Origin of the sequence: Shewanella inventionis (assembly GCF_019931735.1) — a bacterium.
In the GTDB taxonomy this organism is placed as follows: Bacteria; Pseudomonadota; Gammaproteobacteria; order Enterobacterales; family Shewanellaceae; genus Shewanella; species Shewanella inventionis.
Genome location: NZ_CP082926.1, coordinates 1,527,826 through 1,545,484, shown reverse-complemented (window position 1 = coordinate 1,545,484; position 17,659 = coordinate 1,527,826). Strand labels below are relative to the sequence as shown.

General features: G+C 40.9%; 19 protein-coding genes and 1 pseudogene. 4 read left to right on the top strand and 16 right to left on the bottom strand.

Annotated features, from left to right (window positions below):
• Window positions 1-155: 155 nt before the first annotated feature.
• The 10 genes from K8B83_RS07025 to K8B83_RS06980 form a co-directional block, all read right to left on the bottom strand.
• Complete coding sequence (locus tag K8B83_RS07025) at window positions 156-626, bottom strand: DUF3465 domain-containing protein (protein ID WP_188741057.1); 471 nt, start codon at window positions 624-626, stop codon at window positions 156-158.
• A gap of 5 nt (window positions 627-631) precedes the next feature.
• Window positions 632-1,387 carry a Clp protease/crotonase-like domain-containing protein gene (locus tag K8B83_RS07020; RefSeq protein ID WP_188741056.1) on the bottom strand — a complete coding sequence of 252 codons (756 nt, stop codon included), beginning with the start codon at window positions 1,385-1,387 and terminating at the stop codon, window positions 632-634.
• 71 nt (window positions 1,388-1,458) lie between these two features.
• On the bottom strand, window positions 1,459-1,800 hold the full coding sequence (locus K8B83_RS07015; RefSeq protein WP_188741055.1) for a DUF3465 domain-containing protein: 342 nt from the start codon (window positions 1,798-1,800) through the stop codon (window positions 1,459-1,461).
• A 5-nt stretch (window positions 1,801-1,805) separates the two neighbouring features.
• Window positions 1,806-2,339 carry a hypothetical protein gene (locus K8B83_RS07010; RefSeq protein ID WP_188741054.1) on the bottom strand — a complete coding sequence of 178 codons (534 nt, stop codon included), beginning with the start codon at window positions 2,337-2,339 and terminating at the stop codon, window positions 1,806-1,808.
• 6 nt (window positions 2,340-2,345) lie between these two features.
• The gene (locus K8B83_RS07005) at window positions 2,346-3,467 is read right to left on the bottom strand and encodes an ISAs1 family transposase (protein WP_223419425.1); all 1,122 of its coding nucleotides are present in this window, start codon (window positions 3,465-3,467) and stop codon (window positions 2,346-2,348) included.
• A gap of 120 nt (window positions 3,468-3,587) precedes the next feature.
• Window positions 3,588-3,956: a PH domain-containing protein gene (locus K8B83_RS07000; protein WP_188741216.1), complete on the bottom strand. Its 369-nt coding sequence runs from the start codon at window positions 3,954-3,956 to the stop codon at window positions 3,588-3,590.
• A gap of 434 nt (window positions 3,957-4,390) precedes the next feature.
• Window positions 4,391-5,368, bottom strand: coding sequence for a transposase (locus tag K8B83_RS06995; protein ID WP_188741217.1), 978 nt, complete (start codon window positions 5,366-5,368; stop codon window positions 4,391-4,393).
• Window positions 5,369-5,589: 221 nt separating this feature from the next.
• Entirely contained in the window at window positions 5,590-6,126 is a 537-nt protein-coding gene (locus K8B83_RS06990; protein WP_188741215.1) for a type IV pilin protein, read from the bottom strand.
• A gap of 194 nt (window positions 6,127-6,320) precedes the next feature.
• Window positions 6,321-6,971, bottom strand: coding sequence for a YitT family protein (locus K8B83_RS06985; RefSeq protein ID WP_188741214.1), 651 nt, complete (start codon window positions 6,969-6,971; stop codon window positions 6,321-6,323).
• A 480-nt stretch (window positions 6,972-7,451) separates the two neighbouring features.
• Window positions 7,452-7,625: an acetyl-CoA hydrolase/transferase C-terminal domain-containing protein gene (locus K8B83_RS06980; RefSeq protein ID WP_398410842.1), complete on the bottom strand. Its 174-nt coding sequence runs from the start codon at window positions 7,623-7,625 to the stop codon at window positions 7,452-7,454.
• A 26-nt stretch (window positions 7,626-7,651) separates the two neighbouring features.
• Here K8B83_RS06980 and K8B83_RS06975 point away from each other — a divergent pair, with 26 nt between their 5' ends.
• Complete coding sequence (locus K8B83_RS06975; protein ID WP_188741280.1) at window positions 7,652-8,683, top strand: IS630 family transposase; 1,032 nt, start codon at window positions 7,652-7,654, stop codon at window positions 8,681-8,683.
• Between the two features lie 5 nt (window positions 8,684-8,688).
• On the opposite strand, the pseudogene K8B83_RS06970 reads toward K8B83_RS06975, so the two are convergent.
• The 6 genes and pseudogenes from K8B83_RS06970 to pbpG all read right to left on the bottom strand — a co-directional run.
• Window positions 8,689-9,837 (bottom strand): annotated as a pseudogene (locus K8B83_RS06970) (acetyl-CoA hydrolase/transferase family protein); the annotation flags it as partial.
• 370 nt (window positions 9,838-10,207) lie between these two features.
• Window positions 10,208-10,678: a hypothetical protein gene (locus K8B83_RS06965; RefSeq protein ID WP_188741212.1), complete on the bottom strand. Its 471-nt coding sequence runs from the start codon at window positions 10,676-10,678 to the stop codon at window positions 10,208-10,210.
• Window positions 10,679-10,747: 69 nt separating this feature from the next.
• Window positions 10,748-11,110 carry a HopJ type III effector protein gene (locus K8B83_RS06960; protein ID WP_188741211.1) on the bottom strand — a complete coding sequence of 121 codons (363 nt, stop codon included), beginning with the start codon at window positions 11,108-11,110 and terminating at the stop codon, window positions 10,748-10,750.
• Between the two features lie 109 nt (window positions 11,111-11,219).
• Window positions 11,220-12,518 (bottom strand): MFS transporter, encoded by a 1,299-nt coding sequence (locus tag K8B83_RS06955; protein ID WP_223419423.1) that lies wholly within the window; start codon window positions 12,516-12,518, stop codon window positions 11,220-11,222.
• A gap of 130 nt (window positions 12,519-12,648) precedes the next feature.
• Window positions 12,649-13,293, bottom strand: a complete 645-nt coding sequence (locus K8B83_RS06950; protein WP_188738413.1) for a cupin domain-containing protein — start codon at window positions 13,291-13,293, stop codon at window positions 12,649-12,651.
• A gap of 180 nt (window positions 13,294-13,473) precedes the next feature.
• On the bottom strand, window positions 13,474-14,382 hold the full coding sequence (pbpG, locus tag K8B83_RS06945) for a D-alanyl-D-alanine endopeptidase (protein WP_188738415.1): 909 nt from the start codon (window positions 14,380-14,382) through the stop codon (window positions 13,474-13,476).
• Window positions 14,383-14,672: 290 nt separating this feature from the next.
• Between pbpG and K8B83_RS06940 the strand changes: the two genes are divergently transcribed.
• The 3 genes from K8B83_RS06940 to rpiA all read left to right on the top strand — a co-directional run bounded on the left by K8B83_RS06940 (window position 14,673) and on the right by rpiA (window position 17,560).
• Window positions 14,673-16,013 (top strand): ATP-binding protein, encoded by a 1,341-nt coding sequence (locus K8B83_RS06940; protein WP_223419421.1) that lies wholly within the window; start codon window positions 14,673-14,675, stop codon window positions 16,011-16,013.
• An 11-nt stretch (window positions 16,014-16,024) separates the two neighbouring features.
• The gene (locus K8B83_RS06935; protein ID WP_223419420.1) at window positions 16,025-16,819 is read left to right on the top strand and encodes a mechanosensitive ion channel family protein; all 795 of its coding nucleotides are present in this window, start codon (window positions 16,025-16,027) and stop codon (window positions 16,817-16,819) included.
• An 81-nt stretch (window positions 16,820-16,900) separates the two neighbouring features.
• Window positions 16,901-17,560, top strand: a complete 660-nt coding sequence (gene rpiA / locus K8B83_RS06930; protein ID WP_188738421.1) for a ribose-5-phosphate isomerase RpiA — start codon at window positions 16,901-16,903, stop codon at window positions 17,558-17,560.
• Window positions 17,561-17,659 lie beyond the last annotated feature (99 nt).

Genomic DNA, 17,659 nt, shown 5'->3' with positions numbered 1-17,659 from the left:
TAAAGAGTGATCCTGAATAGACTTTGATTCACCTATCATCTTGATGATGCATTTAACGCATCATCAAGATGATTTATCAGCCACTCCACTTACTCGTCTTTTTTGCAGGCATTGTTTAACATTCCCACCCGACAGAACTCCCATACCCCAATAGCTTATTGATAGGTGCTGCCATTGTGCTTCAGCCATCCACCGATATGCTGCCCGCGTGGATCGTGGTGAGTCCAATGAATAACCCCGCCTTTATTATTAAACTCATACACACCATAAAACTCGACGGTATCGCCAACATTAAGGCCATTTATGCGAGGGGCTAAATCGATATTATGGGCAACGAGTAAAGTGCCACCACTGGCTATTTTTAAAATAAACCGCTGATGACGACTGCCTTTAAGATCATCTGACAGTACTTTTATCACATTACCAGAACCCGCTACTTGAACATTACTTTGTCGATTATCAATGGCACTTTGTAAGGCGCTATGACTGGCACTAGTACTAGCACTAGCACTAGCAACGGTATCAGCCGCGAAAACGTTTTGTACTATTTGTGTGGTTTGAGCGTTTTTGTCTAAATAGCCAAATAACGCGATGCCGAGTAAGCCAATGAGCAGTATTTTTTTCATTATTATCAAATCCCTTGTGATAACAAGCCAAGTTTTTCTTGTTCTAAAATCTTACTATGTTGAATTAACAACAAGTCTAATACCTCAGGCGATAAACTAAAAATTTGCACTACATACTCACCAGAACTTGAATGGGTTGCTTGCTCACCTTCATAGGCAATGTGTAAGCCTAATCGCTTTAAGGTTTTCTGATCATAACTAAATAACTGCGCGTCTCTTTTATCGTGTAACCCCGGCATCATGCCTATCACCGTCACAATCTGATTCACCTTTACCTTGTTGAAAAAGTCGAGTTCAGCTTGACGCCATTTCGCAATAAATTGTTCATCTTTTATGTTAGATTTATCAACTTGATTTTTGGATTGCTGTAAAGATAAGTAGAGTGGCTGCAATGCACCGCCATGCCAACCTAGTAGGCCACCTTGTTTGACCATAACATCATTACTGGCAGTAGCAATATAATTAGCACAAGATGATGCGCAGACTTTGTCTACAATCACCTTTAACTTGTATTGATAAACCAGCTCACCAAATCGAATGCCTGCGAATACTTCACCGCCACCACTATTGATGATCAGTGATTCTATTTTTGTTGGGCTGTTAGTTATAAGCTGTTCAAAAGAGCCGACATTATCAGCGGTGATTTCACCACTATAAACAATTGTGTTTGCTGAGAGTGGATCAATCACCACACTGAAAGGTTCAGGCTGGCTTGCACATCCAGCTAAGGTGAAAAGTAAAACAACAAGTAAATTACGCATTCATATTCCATTATGATGTTGAGTTAAAATAAATTATCACGAAAAACTGCTTTAGCGTAAATTGATAAACATTAAAAATAACCCGTTCGGTTATTAATATTATGGGCAACGAGTAAAGTGCCACCATTGGCAATTTTCAAAATAAACCGCTGATGACGACTGCCTTTAAGATCATCTGACAGTACTTTTATCACATTACCAGAACCCGCCACTTGAACATTACTTTGTCGATTATCAATGGCATTTTGTAAGGCGCTATTACTGGCACTGGCACTGACACTGACACTGACACTGACACTGACAACGGTATCAGCCGCGAAAATGTTTTGTACTATTTGTGTGGTTTGAGCGTTTTTGTCTAAATAGCCAAATAACGCGATGCAGATTAAGCCAATGAGCAGTATTTTTTTCATAATTATCAAATCCCTTGTGATAACAAGCCAAGTTTTTCTTGTTCTAAAATCTTACTATGTTGAATTAACAACAAGTCTAATACCTCAGGCGATAAACTAAAAATTTGCACTACATACTCACCAGAACTTGAATGGGTTGCTTGCTCACCTTCATAGGCAATGTGTAAGCCTAATCGCTTTAAGGTTTTCTGATCATAACTAAATAACTGCGCGTCTCTTTTATCGTGTAACCCCGGCATCATGCCTATCACCGTCACAATCTGATTCACCTTTACCTTGTTGAAAAAGTCGAGTTCAGCTTGACGCCATTTCGCAATAAATTGTTCATCTTTTATGTTAGATTTATCAACTTGATTTTTGGATTGCTGTAAAGATAAGTAGAGTGGCTGCAATGCACCGCCATGCCAACCTAGTAGGCCACCTTGTTTGACCATAACATCATTACTGGCAGTAGCAATATAATTAGCACAAGATGATGCGCAGACTTTGTCTACAATCACCTTTAACTCGTATTGATATACCAGCCAGGGCGACCGCATGAGTGATTAAATTTCAAGCAAACTGGTAAATCCTGCCCTTAACACTTCTTCTAAATACTCAGGTTTCATCCATGCTCGTTTTTGTTTCATCGGGATGCTTCCCTTAGATGATTCTGAGCGGAGCATATTTAACGATAGTTTGCGTAATAATGACCAATTCTCTGCTGCATGATTTTGATAAATCTGGCAATGGTCTTCACCCATTGAAGCATCCAAAACCCAGTGTAAACTGTTTTCGATAAACCAGTGAGAGCGCACTGCATCTGCAAATTTCTGCTCTGGTAATTCTGCCGAACTTATATAATATCGATAGGTTAATGCCCCCTTACCATTGCAATGTCTATAGCTCATCGCCATGCCAATTGAACGTAAACCCTGCCATTCACTAAAGTCACCTTCAAGCTCATTTGCACTAAGTACATGATAAGCTCGCGCTTCAACTCTACCGTGTTTGTTCTCGATAGCTAGCGGTGATAAAGGGGCTTGGCGGACTGAGGAAAAAGCCGACATTATCGCGTCATGCAATGATTTTTGATTCGATTTTACAGCAAGTAGATAATCACCATCTTGCTTAACTATTTGTGCGGCGATTGACTTCTGACATCCCATTGCATCGATGGAAACAAGTTTTTCTCTTATATCTAAGAGTCGCAGCAAATCAGGAATGGCGGTGATTTCGTTGGATTTGTCACTGGTCTTTAACTGACCCAGCACTAACTTATTTTCGCAAGCAAATGCGTTGACCATGTGTATCGTTGATAAACGGTCATTACGATGATAAGAACGCTTTAACGTTTTTCCATCTATCGCAATAAGTTGGCCATCACTTGCACTATGGACGGCTTGCATCCATTGCATGAAACATGCACTAAACTCATCTGGGTCAATACGAGAAATAATTCGAGCAATCGTATCATCAGCAGGTACACCTTCCTTTAAGTAACCGTGCTTTTGAAACCACGCTAGATGACCATCAGCATAACAATGTATATCTGCCCAACCCTCAGCGCCTGCGATGACGGCACATAAGCTCACAAATAAGATATCCTCTAAAGGATATGTCACCTTGGCCGTTTGGCGCTGGTCGATGATGTTACTAAAGTGGCTTGTGAAGGCTTCGATATACATGCTTATACTCCTGAAAAGAGAGTATAAGATCACGAACGCTGTATTAGGTCAAATAAGATTTAATCGATAGCGTATTTTGTTTAAAAAACGTTCGCGATCCCACCCTGCAACAAATGGCACTTATAATAAATGACTCGAAATTATCTTTGATATTTCCAACATTGAAGACTTACCCGTGAACTCAAATTTTACCTTGCCGATGGCCGAGAAGTAGATTTCTAATTCAGAATCAAGATCAAACGTGCCTGACGTTTCGATAGAATAAGCCACAATATTTTTGTAAGGCAAAGAGGTAAAATCTTTTTTACTGCCCGTAATACCTTGAACATTAACCGCGATAATACGCTTATTAGTAAACACCACCCCATCACGCATCGTTTTGTAGGCGTCGACGATTCGCTCATCATCTAACAGCAACTCTGTCACTTTTTCAGCAAAGTCAGGGTTTTGCTTAAGCTTAAAAAAGCCTTTATTATTAAAATCTATCATAAAACATCCTTTTTATATCTAAAGCCCGCATTTAACAGAATAAATTTCTGACGCAGACACATCTTTTTATACAAAAACTTAAATAATATTTTCAAAATATCTCTTCAATCATGCCACCCATGACTAAATCGTGAGAAATAACTGAATAACTCTTTTAATATCTCTTCAATCATGCCACCCATGATTAAATCATGAGAAATAACTGAATAACTCTTTTAAAAATGCCACCCATAATTATATCTAACAACATAACGCCTTTTGATTTGAGTTACCAACATTGGTTATTCTTTTCTCAACAAACAAAATCAGCAAAATTATTCACTGCAGATCACTTAACATGTACAAAATCAGATATTTGGTTAAACACTTCACAGCAGAAGGACTTGATAATGATCAAGTATCAGATAAGATGTTCTAAGGAATGATATTAGAGCTTAAGCACACAGCCAGCGCTGGCAGTTTGAAGCACCTTGTCGTCGTTTTCGATCTAAATGCTCGCAATATTCAGTTAATGCGGGTAATGCACCAACGGCACCTTTGAATAATGAACCAAATTCAGTAGTGATTTTAAGCCAATTTTCAGCAGGAATATTGAGTCTATTTAAGATATCTTGGCTACTTGAGCTTATCGCGCCATGCTTATCTTCTCGAATAATTCTGCCAGTGTCATCAACCAGTTTGATGTAGTCTTTGACACTGAACATTAGCCCATTAGTCATGTTTAAATGCTCATTACCAATAAAGGGTAATAATTCGGTTGGTTGCTCACCTTTTATCGCTGAATTTATTCGGCGTTGAATGCTGGTGTAATCAGAAGTTTCAGGAGTAGCGGCCACATTAGCGCGGATGGGGTTTAAATCGACGTAAGCCATACAAGCTAATACTGCGGCCTCATCGAGTAATGCCTGAGACTTGAATCTTCCTTCCCAGAAACGACCAGTACATTTATCTTCTTTATTGGCCATTCTTGCTATTGGTTCACTGAGGGAGCGCATAAACCAGCTAATATCAATTAAACGTTTACGATATTCTGTAATGCACTCATCAACTGTTTGAAGTTCAAATTGGTTAAGGTCTTCACCTTTAAGATACTTTTGAGTTAGCAATGTACCCTTAAAGCCTTTGTGCCACTGAATCAGCACCTCTTTATCTGACCATTGTCTTGCTTTATCTGGGTCGACCTTTAACACCACATGCAAATGGTTACTCATCACAGCGTATGCACAAATATCAATAGCAAAGATCGTCGCCAACTCTAGAATGCGTGAATCGACCCACTCGCGTCGATGCTCAAAGTTCTCGCCTGTCGCATGATCAATACCACACAAAAAGGCTTTACGGACTACACGCGAACAGCAGTGATAATAAGGTGTATCTTCTAAGCTCACGATAGTTTGTCTGGGCCTCGCCATCATTCATTACCTGCAAGTATATAAGGATACTTAAAGACTAGACTAACGATTAAATATTCGCCAGAAATCTTGGGTGGCCATGTTTAGGAGAAGTATCCAAAGACCTTGGGTGGCCATGTTTGGGAGAAGTATGCTTAAGAGGAAAATTAACATGGTTTCCTCTTATTTTTATGTGATAAGCGCTACGGCCTTCATGGCCGTAGATTATAAAAAGGGAAAGGTTAGCAACCTGTGGTGACGGCTGTAATCTCTGGTTCACCTGCACTCTTCCAGTGGTATTGGAAATAACAATTGGTTGCAATCACTTGAGCCGATGTGGGCTGTGCGATATCAAGCACCCCTTGAGGCGCTGCGGCAACAACATAACTGCCACTTAACACAAAAATTCGATACGCCCATTCATTCATGTCCAAGCCTGCCGCCTCAAAAATTTCAGATGGCGTGGTGTAGCCCGAATTAAAACCACTGCCACTGGTATTCGCAGCTGCGGCCCAAGGTTGATAATTACTGCCTTTCACACCAGAAAACTCAACCGTGTCAGTCATCGCACTGCCTGAAGTTAAGGTTTTAGTTTTAAATAATGTCACTGCTGTTTTAATTGACCCAACAGCCCCATTAATCGCTGATATGTGGGCATCAGTCTTTAAATTGATAAACTTAGGCGCTGCTACAACAGCCAAAATACCTAATATAATAATAACCACGACCAACTCAATCAGTGTAAATCCTGTTTGGCGTGGAGCTGCCAATTTATTCATACTGCGATACAACCTCAATACCCATTAACGATTAATGAGCCATAAAATCATTAGATTAATTATTCTAATTCGATTTTTACACATAATCATCTGAAATCATCAATAAAAACCACATAATAAGACATAAACTAATGGCTGTAATTGCATCAAAATAACTGAGTGTTTAGACATAACTGTGGAATATGTTGTTTGATTTACGCTTTTTCGGGGTTAAAAATCACGGTGTTTTTGGGCTTTTTAGGTTCGACATAAGCTTGATAACGGCCAGGTTTATGATTAATCGCAATCAACACATTAAGCATAGCGGCGCCCATCACTGACAGTAGGACCACTTCTATTGGGAACATCAACAACGATGAGCTTAAAATAATAGTGTCTATTAATAAGCCAAAATTACCGGCGCGAATTGAATGCTTATTTTGTAAATACAACGCCAAAATACCTAAACCGCCTAAGCTTGATTTATGCCTAAACATAATCAACATACCTACACCTATCAACATTCCGCCTACCGTTGCAGCAAATACAGGATAGACATTATCGATATGAATAAATCGCGGCATGTAATCTGTCATAACCGAAATAATCGATACAGAAATGAAGGTATTGATGGTGAAACGCTTTGACAGCTTGGTCCATGCAAGAAAGTAAAATGGCAGGTTGACGATAAAAAATAACACACCAAAACTATAAGATGATAAGTGCATACCAATAATCGCAAGCCCGGCCGTACCGCCTGTGAGCAATTGATTACTGTTATAAAGTGTTACACCTAAAGACACCATTACACCAGCACAAAACAAAGCCATAATGTCTTCGTAAAATCGATGTGTTGGGAACTGCATGTTATGTTTATCCTTCTTTAACTAATGTGTTTATACATCATTTAAACTGGTGATGCGCAATGCAACAACACCTAGAAGGCGCGCAGTTTACAGAAATACAGTCGATTTAATAGTGAATAAAAAAAGACAAAAGTTGAATAACAAGCCAATAATGTATAAAAATATTTACACATAGAGTGCGAAAGTAAACAAAATGATACAGCGATGTGACTTATCAGGTAAAAAGCACGATAAAACTTTGCTTAAGCACACAGTTAGGGGATGAACTGCGATATACATGATGAGTGTAAAAACATTTGTCGTGTTTGATCAACAACGACTCAATATACCAGCCTTGTAAATGAAATCATTCAAATAAAGCTAACTATAAACTTGATGAGTTTCATCTATAAAAATGCAGAATCTCCAAAGTAAAAACCTATAAAAACCGCAAGATAAGTCAAAATAAAAACCAAACCTAACAATAGCCACTAGCAAGAGTTAAACCCTAAGTCGCCAAACTTCAAAGGCTTCTTGGCACAGTTGCTCTCTAAACTTAGGGTGGGCAATATCAATTAGCGCACGGGCACGTTCTCTTAACGATTTAGCGCGTAAATATGCACAACCATACTCGGTAACAATATACCGGTGATCATTGAAGGTGCTTGATTTTATTTCAAATCAGGATCATGCTACACCTCATGAAAATATACCTCACCGATGACCAGAAGAAACAGCTCGAAACCCAGCATGCTCAAGCGCGCGATGGGCGAGTTCGTGATCGCATCAAAGCCGTCCTCCTTACCTCAGAAGGCTGGTCTACGGTTATGATTTCTCAAGCGCTACGCATTCACGAATCCACCGTGCTGCGACATCTTGCAGACTATACCTTGTCGGATAAACTCAAGCCTGAAAATGGCGGCTCACAAAGCCATTTATCCGCTAAGCAAACGGCGGAGTTAATTACCCATTTAACTGCCCATACTTACCAGCATAACCATCAAATTGTCGGCTATGTGTTAGCGCAGTTCGGTGTTAAATATACTGTCGCTGGCATGCACAAGTGGCTGCATAAAAATGGCTTTAGCTACAAAAAGCCTAAAGGTGTGCCGCATAAGTTTGATGAAGCAAAGCAACAGGCTTTTGTTGAGCAGTATGAAAACCTTAAAGCCAGCTGTGGCGAGGATTCGACTATTCTCTTTATCGACGCAGTTCATCCTACCCAAGCGACAAAAATATCGCATGGCTGGATCCGCACAGGACAAGATAAACCCGTTGAAACCACTGGTAGTCGGACACGTATCAATCTGATTGGTGCGATTGACCTTGATGATATCGCTAACGCAACGGTTAACGAATATGACTATGTTAATGGCGACAGTATTGTTCAATTTTTTGAGGTGTTAAGGGAGAAATATCCACCACCTCACACGTTGCATCTCATTTTAGATGGCGCAGGTTATCATCGCTCAAAGAAGGTCAAAGAAATGGCCGATTTGCTTAAGATAGAGCTGCATTATTTACCGCCTTATAGCCCAAATCTGAACCCAATAGAGCGGCTGTGGAAGGTGATGAATGAGCATGCCAGAAACAGCGTTTATTTCAAAAGTAAGCGCGAATTTAGGGCCGCTCTATCAAAATTTTTTAAAGAAACACTGCCGGAAATGGGTGGCGATTTGACGTCGCGGATCAATGACAATTTTCAGATGTTACAATCCGCATCTTCAAGTTGATTGGGTATATAATGCACATGCGCACGAGTGGTTACAACGCCAGCCCCTGGCGATAATACCGTAGCAATCCGCGAGACAGTGCCGTTAGCGGCTGTACTAGGAAGAGCAATAACAGAACGACCGCCTTCCGACAACCCAGCCCCACGAATAAAATCCATTTGCCCGCCTACGCCAGAGTATATTTTTGTGCCTAACGAGTCGGCACAAACTTGGCCCGATATATCAACTTGTAGTGCAGAGTTAATTGACATCACATTAGGGTTTTTACGAATTATTGCCGTGTCATTCACCTGTTCAATATCCATAAAAATCACTGACGGGTTATCATCGACAAAATCGTAAAGCCGTTGGCTACCGAGTGCAAAACCGGTCACGATTTTACCTGGATGCACCTTTTTAAGGCTGTTATTTATCACCCCTAACTCAACGAGATTTAGCACACCGTCAGAAAACAGCTCAGTGTGAACACCTAAATTTTTATGCTGTGTTAAGCACGACAATACCGCATCAGGAATAGCCCCTATGCCCATTTGTAAACAGTCACCATCACGCACTAATTGAGCAACATGTTGACCAATTGCTTGGCTGGTTTTATCACTTGAGTCGATTACATGTTGCGGCAGCGACTTGCTTTGCTCAAAAACCGCAGCCAACTTGTTGTAGTGAATAAAGCCATCACCATGAGTGCGGGGCATTTGAGGATTGATGTGGGCAATAATTTTACCCGCCACCTGGCAAGCGGCGAGTGTGGCCTCAACCGAGATCCCTAATGAGCAAATACCGTGTTTGTCTGGTGGCGACACTTGAATAATCGCCGTATCAATTTTTTGCTCGCCAGAGCGAAAGAGTTTTGGCACTTCAGACAAGAAAATAGGCACATAATCGGCATCACCTTGTTGTAAAAGCGCACGGGTAGGTGCACCACCAAAAAAGCAGCGATGACGAAGATGTTTTTTTAAATTTGGGTGACTTAACGACTCAGCATGCTCAGTGTGTAACTGCAATAACGTTAAATCATGCTTGGTAAGTGCATGCTCGGCTAATGCATCAAGTAACAAGGTTGGCGTGGCTCCCATAGAATGTGTCCATAGGGTTTCACCACTTTGTATTAACGAAACTGCTTCTAACGCACTTTGGCAAATAATGGGTGTCATCGATATAACTCAAGGTAATTAAGCTATTTACAGTGTAAGGAGGAACATCAAAATTTAATAGTTTTTAGCACCAAGATGGGCGGAGAAGATCCACAGTTGAGATTGGTATCAATCAAATGAATTATTTGAGAGGTCTGCCACAGAGTCCTTATTAGCGCGTTTTATCACAGATGCAATTTGATCGTTAATGCGATCTTATGAGCAAGGAAAAATTAATCACAAACGACATATAAATATGTCAGCAACACCTAACAAAACACTGTTGGCTCGACAAGTTAGTCTACGCGAATATAACGTGGCTACGCAGGCAAAGATAACCTAAACATAACCACGTAAACACCACTAACTTACTGAAACTGATTACCTCACCTTAAAAAATATCATTTAGGTCTTGGATTGCGTCAATAACCATACCTGTACCAATACTTATTAATAAAAGATCAGTCCCTACACGCACAATCTTCTGTCCTTCTGGCGTACGGCCTATTTGTACAATCAGCTCAGATGGCACATCGTAATAAACTACATCTGCAGGCAAAACATGACCTTTTTGCCATTTTTTCACTTTGCCGGGCGCTATGCAGCCATTGTTTTTCTTTGCTAATCCTGGTGGACAGTTTTTAGCTTTACTCTTCGTTTGGTAGTAATTATGAATGATAACTTGGCGGTCATTATTAAAAAATACCTGATCATTACCTTGATCATGTTTATGTTTTTTTTCATGCTTTTCAGATTGCTGCTTACTTTGCCCTTTAGATTCATTATCTTTAGCAACACTGGTATTTACAGTGCACACCAATAGTAAACTCATAAGCAAAAACGGAAGTAAATGGCGATTCATATCGTTTATCCTGTTGATAGTACTTGCTCTTTCACGGTAAGTTTGGCGCTTTTTCTAGATTTCACAACGCTACAGCGGTTTATTTTTTAGCAATAACGCCAACTGAGAAAACAAAACCCCAGCCCAACCGTGCTGCATAAACTGACGAATATTTTGATGATCGCTACCCTGAGGTGTGGCAAGCACATCACGATAATGCTCACCAAATAAGGTTAATGTTTGCTGCTGTGTTAATTGCTGAATTTGCCCAAAAGCAAACACTTTACAAGAACCTGAATTTTGCCCAGCATCATTTAGTTGATCGCCATTTTTAAAAGCACTTGGGGTAAAGTCGTAATTCGCATCAATCAAGGCCATGGTTTCTTCAAAACGTAACTCATGTGCACGTTCATCTAACGTTGCAATAAAACGGCTTACCTGTGTTGTACTCATAACAATTGTCCTAAGGTTTATTGTAATTGAAAAACAATAACAAAATAGCGTCTGTTTCTATAGTGAAAAAGTCTTAATCCTAAGCCTCTTGCGCACTCAACAGCCAAGATCACTCCAGTTTCATCGCGGCAAAATCAGGCCTCTTTAACGTATCTAATATGCTGTATAAATAAATCACCACTAACGACATCAACGCGCCAATCATAAACAGCCAAAAACCGCCTAAATTATCCAAAATAATCCCGCCGCCCAAAGGCGCGAAGGCAAAGCCAATTTCATAAAATGAAGCGGCTCCAAAATATGCCCCCCGTAAATGTTTGGGCGCCAATCTGTCAATGTGAACATTCATAGTAGGAAACAAAATGGTCTCGGCCAAACTCATCACAATAATGGCACCTATCCAGCCCCAAAATAATTCTATGGGGTTAAGAGCCAGCCAAATCTGCGAACAGATCAGCAACATCAAGCCAAATTGAATACGGTGAATTAAACTGTAAGCCGCCATTATCCTTAATAAAACAAACTGAGTTGAAATAATCACCAGGGCATTGGTAAAAATCATCGCCGAGATCAGTGTCAACAATTCAGGGGCATCTTCACGGGTTAAATATTGAATTAACGAGCTGTCCATTTGCGCATAAATGAACATGCATAATATATTTGCCACAATTAGGCATTGCAGCAATTTATCTTGGCGTAAAATGGTCATAATTTGCTGGCGACTTACCATTGCTGGCTTACGCTTAACAGCAGATGTTGCATCGCCCATAGCAGGGATAAGCAGGTCGGGAACCTGCTCTGTAAAAGTTGGCGCCATTTGACGAGCTTGATGCCTAAACCCCCAAAATAGTAGGCAAATCAATATCGCAAATGCAGCTGCGGTAATGTAAAAACTTGATTGCTTTCCCGTGAGTCCAAGCCATACCCCCAGCATAGGCCCAACCGCACAGCCCACATTGACCACAAAATACAATGACTGCATTGCCAGCTCGCGGGTTTTAGGGTCATCAATCACATCACCAATGGTTGCCGAGGTAAGTGGCCGCCACAATGATGTGGCAATTGAGCACAAGGTCATCACCACCACATAGCCTTTCACGCTATCAACTTGAGCCAACAACGAAAAAGAGATGATGTATAGCACCCCAGTAAGGTACATAAGCTTATTGCGACCGATGCGATCAGACAAAGCGCTACCAATAAAACTAGTAAACACTGAAATAAGCGCGGCACCCGACAACACTAACCCCACTTCAGTGGCGGTTAATGCAAATTTTTCATATAAGATGACAGCCAAAAATGGCCACACCATAAAATAACTTCCGCGGGTAATAAATGAGCCAAACAACAATATCCACATTAAACGTGGAAACTGTTTAAATCGTGCTATCGAGACATCGCTATGCACTTTTTGTCCTTAAAGAGTGAAGCAGTATTAAGCTGAGTCTGTTGAGTACCCATTGATGCATTAATCGCATAAAAATAAATAACATTGAGCCGCGCCAAATAGGGCGTATTAACAATATTAACGCGTAAAATTACAAATGCCCGACTTTCACTAAAATCAGCGTGTCTTGTTCAACATACGGGTTATGCTGACTTAAATGCGGGCTGCGGATCCAGGTACCTGCAGGATAGCGGCCAAACTCATCAATAAACTCACCGCTGATGACGTAAATTTCTTCACCACCAAAATGACGATGCGGTTGAAAATGAGTTCCAGCAGGCCACATTACTAGTGCGGTCGACTCTGTACCATGCTGATGCAATGGCATTACCTTTAATTGACCATGCCCAGGCAGCCATTTGGCGCTATGAGTATCAATGTTCACTTGTTGCGAGTCAGTAGGTTGAAACTGATGCAACTTAACCAATAATGTACAACCGCCTACACTAAATGGCGCATGGACAACCCCCTCTGGATTACGTAAATACGTACCGACACCGTAATCGCCCGTTTCATCCGAAAACACCCCATCGAGCACTAAAATCTCTTCACCTAATGGGTGAGGATGAGAGTTAAACTTAGCGCCAGCCTCATATTTAACAATACTGGTCGCATGGCCTCGCTCGGCCTCTTCACGCGCAAGGCGTTTACGAAACACACCTGGTGCGGGGCTTTTTTGCCACTCAAGCTCATGAGTGTTTATCACCACTCGCTGACTAAAATCCATGTTTAACATGTTAACCTCCCACTCTTTCAATCGTTGCAGTGTAAGGCTTTCACTATCAATAAAAAAGTAGGTACTTTTCTGTAGTTTGCCGGCCTAATCATTGATATTGGCCATATCAGCAAGTTGACGGGATTGTTAATAAAAAAAAGCCCAGTCAGTAAAATGACTGGGCTTTTTTGCTAATCGTCGTTAAATTCTGTTTTGTTGCGCGGCTTGACGCTGTTTTTTGTACGCTTTTGCCGACTCAGGGATTGGCGTTGTTCGTCCTGTTTCTAGCCAATTTTTTAATCGGCTCGCATCTGCCATATGGGTGTACTTACCAAATGAGTCCAACACCACAAACGCCACTTTACGTTTATTCATTTCAGTTAGCATAACTAAACAGTGCCCAGCTTTGTTAGTAAAGCCTGTTTTGGTTAAGGCAATATTCCAATTGTTTTTAAACACCAGCTTATTGGTATTTTGAAAATCTAACGCATAGCGAGGCGACTCAAAAATCACATGCTTTTTTGGGGTAGAACTAAGCTTGCCTAACATGGGGTAAGTTTGGCTTTCTTTTAATAATATAATCAGGTCATTGGCACTTGATACGTTATCAGGAGATAAACCTGTTGGCTCGACATAATGGGTTTGTTTCATTCCAAGTGCTGCCGCTTTGTCATTCATTGCGCGCACAAATGCTTTAAATCCACCAGGATAATGATGAGCAAGCGAAGTCGCAGCACGGTTTTCAGACGACATTAACGTCAATAACAGCATTGTCTCTCGAGTCACTACACTGCCTAAACGCACTCGCGAATACACATTGCGCATTACAGGTGAGTCGGTGATCTTAACCGATATTTTTTCATTTAAGGGTAATTTGGCATCTAACGTCACCATCGCTGCCATTAATTTGGTAACCGAAGCAATTGGGACAGGTTGATGAGGATTACTGGCATACAACACTTCGTTGGTGGCTAAATCAACTAACATAGCGCTACTTGAGGCTAATTCTTGTTGTGGGCTACCTTGTACTGCTGTGGCTGCAAAAGATGCAGAACTGCTTAACGTAGTTGAACACAATAAAGCACAGGCTAAAAAGAAACGGAGCTTCATGACTCTCACTTGAAAAAAACAAACCTTATAATGCATTGAGTATACGATAAAGGCTTAGCTCAACAATAGATAAATAGTCATTATGAATGGGTTTTTAGTAATTTTTTTGCAAGTTATTAACACAGATCAAAGCAAAAGCATTAGCTATGGCTAATATTCATTCGTTTCAGCAACCACAGCTTGTTCGACAACGTTAATTGATACATGACTTAATTCCCTTATCGCCACACATAACGCTTTTTGTTTACTTCATGTTAAGATTAAATCACGCGATAAAAAAGAGAGTGTAAATGGATATTAACTTACGTTTTTTAAATAAATTGAGCCAATGGTTCAATACACTTCGCGCCCCAAAAGCAAGCCTTAAAACTGAGTCAGATGACGCACAAAATGGGCTGATTTCACTGTTAACTATCGCCAATCAATATCAAGGGCAAGCAACCCCAAAAAACCTTGATAGCACAGTGTCATCCATGCCTGTGTTCACAGAGCAAGGCTTCATTGGCCGCAGTTCCCAAATAGCGCAACTCACTGACGTGATTAATTTATGGCGTAATCATCACGGTGAAATAAGTGCCATTGTAGCGCCCTCAGGCGCAGGGTTGTCTACATTATTAGGTCAATTACCTAGCCTAGTGCAATCTAACAGTGTTGAACCCGAAAACCCAGAATCAACAGCGAAACCCTTGCCTAAAAATGGGCTAATCATGAGCTTTTATCTTGCTCCACTAACGGCAAGCGACGCAATTGCAAATGTGTGTTATTGCTTTGGTATAAAGCCACCCACAACGCTAACAGACACCAGTATTACCGATATTATTTTCGCCATCAACCAGCTACCTGCACAGTTAATTGTTATCGATGATTTACACAAGCTGATGCTGAGGATGATGGGCAATGCGCAAGCATTAGTGACCTTTGCCACCATAGTAATGGAAACACGCAAACATCACTGTTGGATTTTGGGTTGTGAAAAATTTGCCTGGCAACGACTCAGTGCACAATATCAAATTACCCAATTTATTAAGCACGTTATCACTGTCGACTATTTCAGCGCCAAAGAACTGGCCAGCATACAAACAAAACAGTTGGTCAACCTAGGGTTAATTAGCAAAGACGATACACAAGTCGCTCCCCCTGCAGAGCATCGTCTTGCTAAAACATCATCTAAAAACTCTCACTCAGCACATGAAACAGATGAAGCCGTGAATCCGTTTGATGATCAACTAAAGCAGTTGCACACCATCAGTCAGGGACATCCGACGCTCGCAATATTATTATTGCAATATTCGTTTCAACAACAAACCAATACTGAGTCGAGTAACGGCGACAGCAGTACACACTGTATTTGTAAAATCAATTCATCGGCATTGCAGTTGTGTCAAGACAATGACTTGTTTTCATTGGCTGAGGTATACGTTCATGGCGGATTGCGGGTCGCACAACACGCGCATATTTTTGCCCAAACAATTGAACAAAGCAGTTTACAACTGGCTTACCTGGCACGTCAGGGCTTAATTATTGCTCAATATTCACAACAAGACTTTGCCCAGCACTTTTATTTTATTACACCTGCATTATCAAAAATTATCGCCAGTCACCTAGTCAATAACAATAAACTGTTTAATTAAACGAGGCCAACATGGACGACTCACGCGAAGCTCTACAAGCATTTCTAGCCATCATATCGTTTGACCGAATTGCCAGCATTATCTTGTTGTGTCTGTTTGCCTGGTTATTGTTAGTTGCTATCGAGTTTTTATTAAACCAATTAAGCAAAGCACTGCCTAAATACCGCTTAATTTGGAATAGAGCTTACCCATTTGTGCGTTTATTTGTGTGGTTGTCGGTAATTATTTACTCCATTGTTGGCATCATAAACCCTCACGAAAACCTTATTCTCGCCGTGGTTGGCTCTATTAGTATTGTGGTGGGATTAGCCACTCAAGAACCCGCTAAAAATATGATTGCGGGCTTTATTATTATGATTAATCCGCCTTATCGGGTGGGCGATATGGTAACTCTAGCAGGCCATTACGGCGAAGTAATAAAACTAGAATGGAGCGTCACATGGCTACGTACATTTGACGACAACACCATTATGGTTCCTAACGCTGAAGCGTTAAAAACAGCCGTGTCTAATGCAAATAGCGGTGCCCTAGATGAAATGGTCGTGGTTAAATTTACCCTGCCTATCCATGTTGATCACAAAAAAGCCATTGCACTTGCAAGGGAGGCAACCCAATGCTCTCCTTATACTTTTTTAAATAAGCCCATCATAGTTAATTTAGGCAATGACTTCTCGTTTGGCCAATACCAACAAACCATTACCGTTAAGGCTTATGTAATGGATGTAAGGTTAGAAAAAAAATTCATCAGCGACATTAACATAAGGGTATTAAGCGCATACAAAAATGCACATTTTTATGATGCATAGCAAATGCCTAAACACTAATGTGCGCTATAATCGCGCCAATTCAATTAAGATTTCTGACTATCAAGCAACAGGAACCACATAATGACACAAGATGAAATGAAAAAAGCAGCAGGCTGGGCAGCGTTGCAATATGTCAAACCAGACACCATCGTCGGTGTTGGCACAGGCTCAACCGTAAATCACTTCATTGATGCGCTTGCCACGATGAAAGACGACATCGAAGGCGCGGTATCAAGCTCAGAAGCATCAACCAAAAAACTCAAAGAACTCGGCATTGAAGTGTTCGACCTAAACAGTGTTGACTCTATTGACGTATACGTAGACGGCGCAGATGAAATTAACGACCGCATGGACATGATTAAAGGCGGTGGAGCGGCATTAACTCGCGAAAAAATTGTTGCAGCCGTGGCTAAACAATTTATTTGTATTGTTGATAACACCAAACAGGTGCCTATTTTAGGCAACTTCCCTTTACCTGTTGAGGTTATCCCTATGGCTCGCTCTTATGTGGCACGCGAGTTAGTTAAGCTAGGTGGCGACCCAGTCTACCGCCAAGGCGTTATTACCGATAACGGTAACGTGATTTTAGATGTTTACAACATGCAAATTTTAGATCCAAAAGTCATGGAAACTAAAATTAACGCCATTGTTGGTGTTGTCACTAACGGCTTATTTGCAAACCGCGGCGCAGATGTATTACTCGTGGGCACACCAGACGGTGTAAATACCGTTACCTTGTAATTACCCCGCATACTTTCAAATAGCCTCTGCTATTACTTAAGAATGGTGAAAAATGGTGAAAAATGGCCTCGCAAATTTGCTAGGCCATTTTTTTAACTG

Coding starts and splice junctions, on each gene's coding strand:
- K8B83_RS07025 (WP_188741057.1), bottom strand. CDS start 626: ATGAAAAAAATACTGCTCATTGGCTTACTCGGCATCGCGTTATTTGGC.
- K8B83_RS07020 (WP_188741056.1), bottom strand. CDS start 1,387: ATGCGTAATTTACTTGTTGTTTTACTTTTCACCTTAGCTGGATGTGCA.
- K8B83_RS07015 (WP_188741055.1), bottom strand. CDS start 1,800: ATGAAAAAAATACTGCTCATTGGCTTAATCTGCATCGCGTTATTTGGC.
- K8B83_RS07010 (WP_188741054.1), bottom strand. CDS start 2,339: ATGCGGTCGCCCTGGCTGGTATATCAATACGAGTTAAAGGTGATTGTA.
- K8B83_RS07005 (WP_223419425.1), bottom strand. CDS start 3,467: ATGTATATCGAAGCCTTCACAAGCCACTTTAGTAACATCATCGACCAG.
- K8B83_RS07000 (WP_188741216.1), bottom strand. CDS start 3,956: ATGATAGATTTTAATAATAAAGGCTTTTTTAAGCTTAAGCAAAACCCT.
- K8B83_RS06995 (WP_188741217.1), bottom strand. CDS start 5,368: ATGGCGAGGCCCAGACAAACTATCGTGAGCTTAGAAGATACACCTTAT.
- K8B83_RS06990 (WP_188741215.1), bottom strand. CDS start 6,126: ATGAATAAATTGGCAGCTCCACGCCAAACAGGATTTACACTGATTGAG.
- K8B83_RS06985 (WP_188741214.1), bottom strand. CDS start 6,971: ATGCAGTTCCCAACACATCGATTTTACGAAGACATTATGGCTTTGTTT.
- K8B83_RS06975 (WP_188741280.1), top strand. CDS start 7,652: ATGAAAATATACCTCACCGATGACCAGAAGAAACAGCTCGAAACCCAG.
- K8B83_RS06965 (WP_188741212.1), bottom strand. CDS start 10,678: ATGAATCGCCATTTACTTCCGTTTTTGCTTATGAGTTTACTATTGGTG.
- K8B83_RS06960 (WP_188741211.1), bottom strand. CDS start 11,110: ATGAGTACAACACAGGTAAGCCGTTTTATTGCAACGTTAGATGAACGT.
- K8B83_RS06950 (WP_188738413.1), bottom strand. CDS start 13,293: ATGTTAAACATGGATTTTAGTCAGCGAGTGGTGATAAACACTCATGAG.
- pbpG (WP_188738415.1), bottom strand. CDS start 14,382: ATGAAGCTCCGTTTCTTTTTAGCCTGTGCTTTATTGTGTTCAACTACG.
- K8B83_RS06940 (WP_223419421.1), top strand. CDS start 14,673: ATGGATATTAACTTACGTTTTTTAAATAAATTGAGCCAATGGTTCAAT.
- K8B83_RS06935 (WP_223419420.1), top strand. CDS start 16,025: ATGGACGACTCACGCGAAGCTCTACAAGCATTTCTAGCCATCATATCG.
- rpiA (WP_188738421.1), top strand. CDS start 16,901: ATGACACAAGATGAAATGAAAAAAGCAGCAGGCTGGGCAGCGTTGCAA.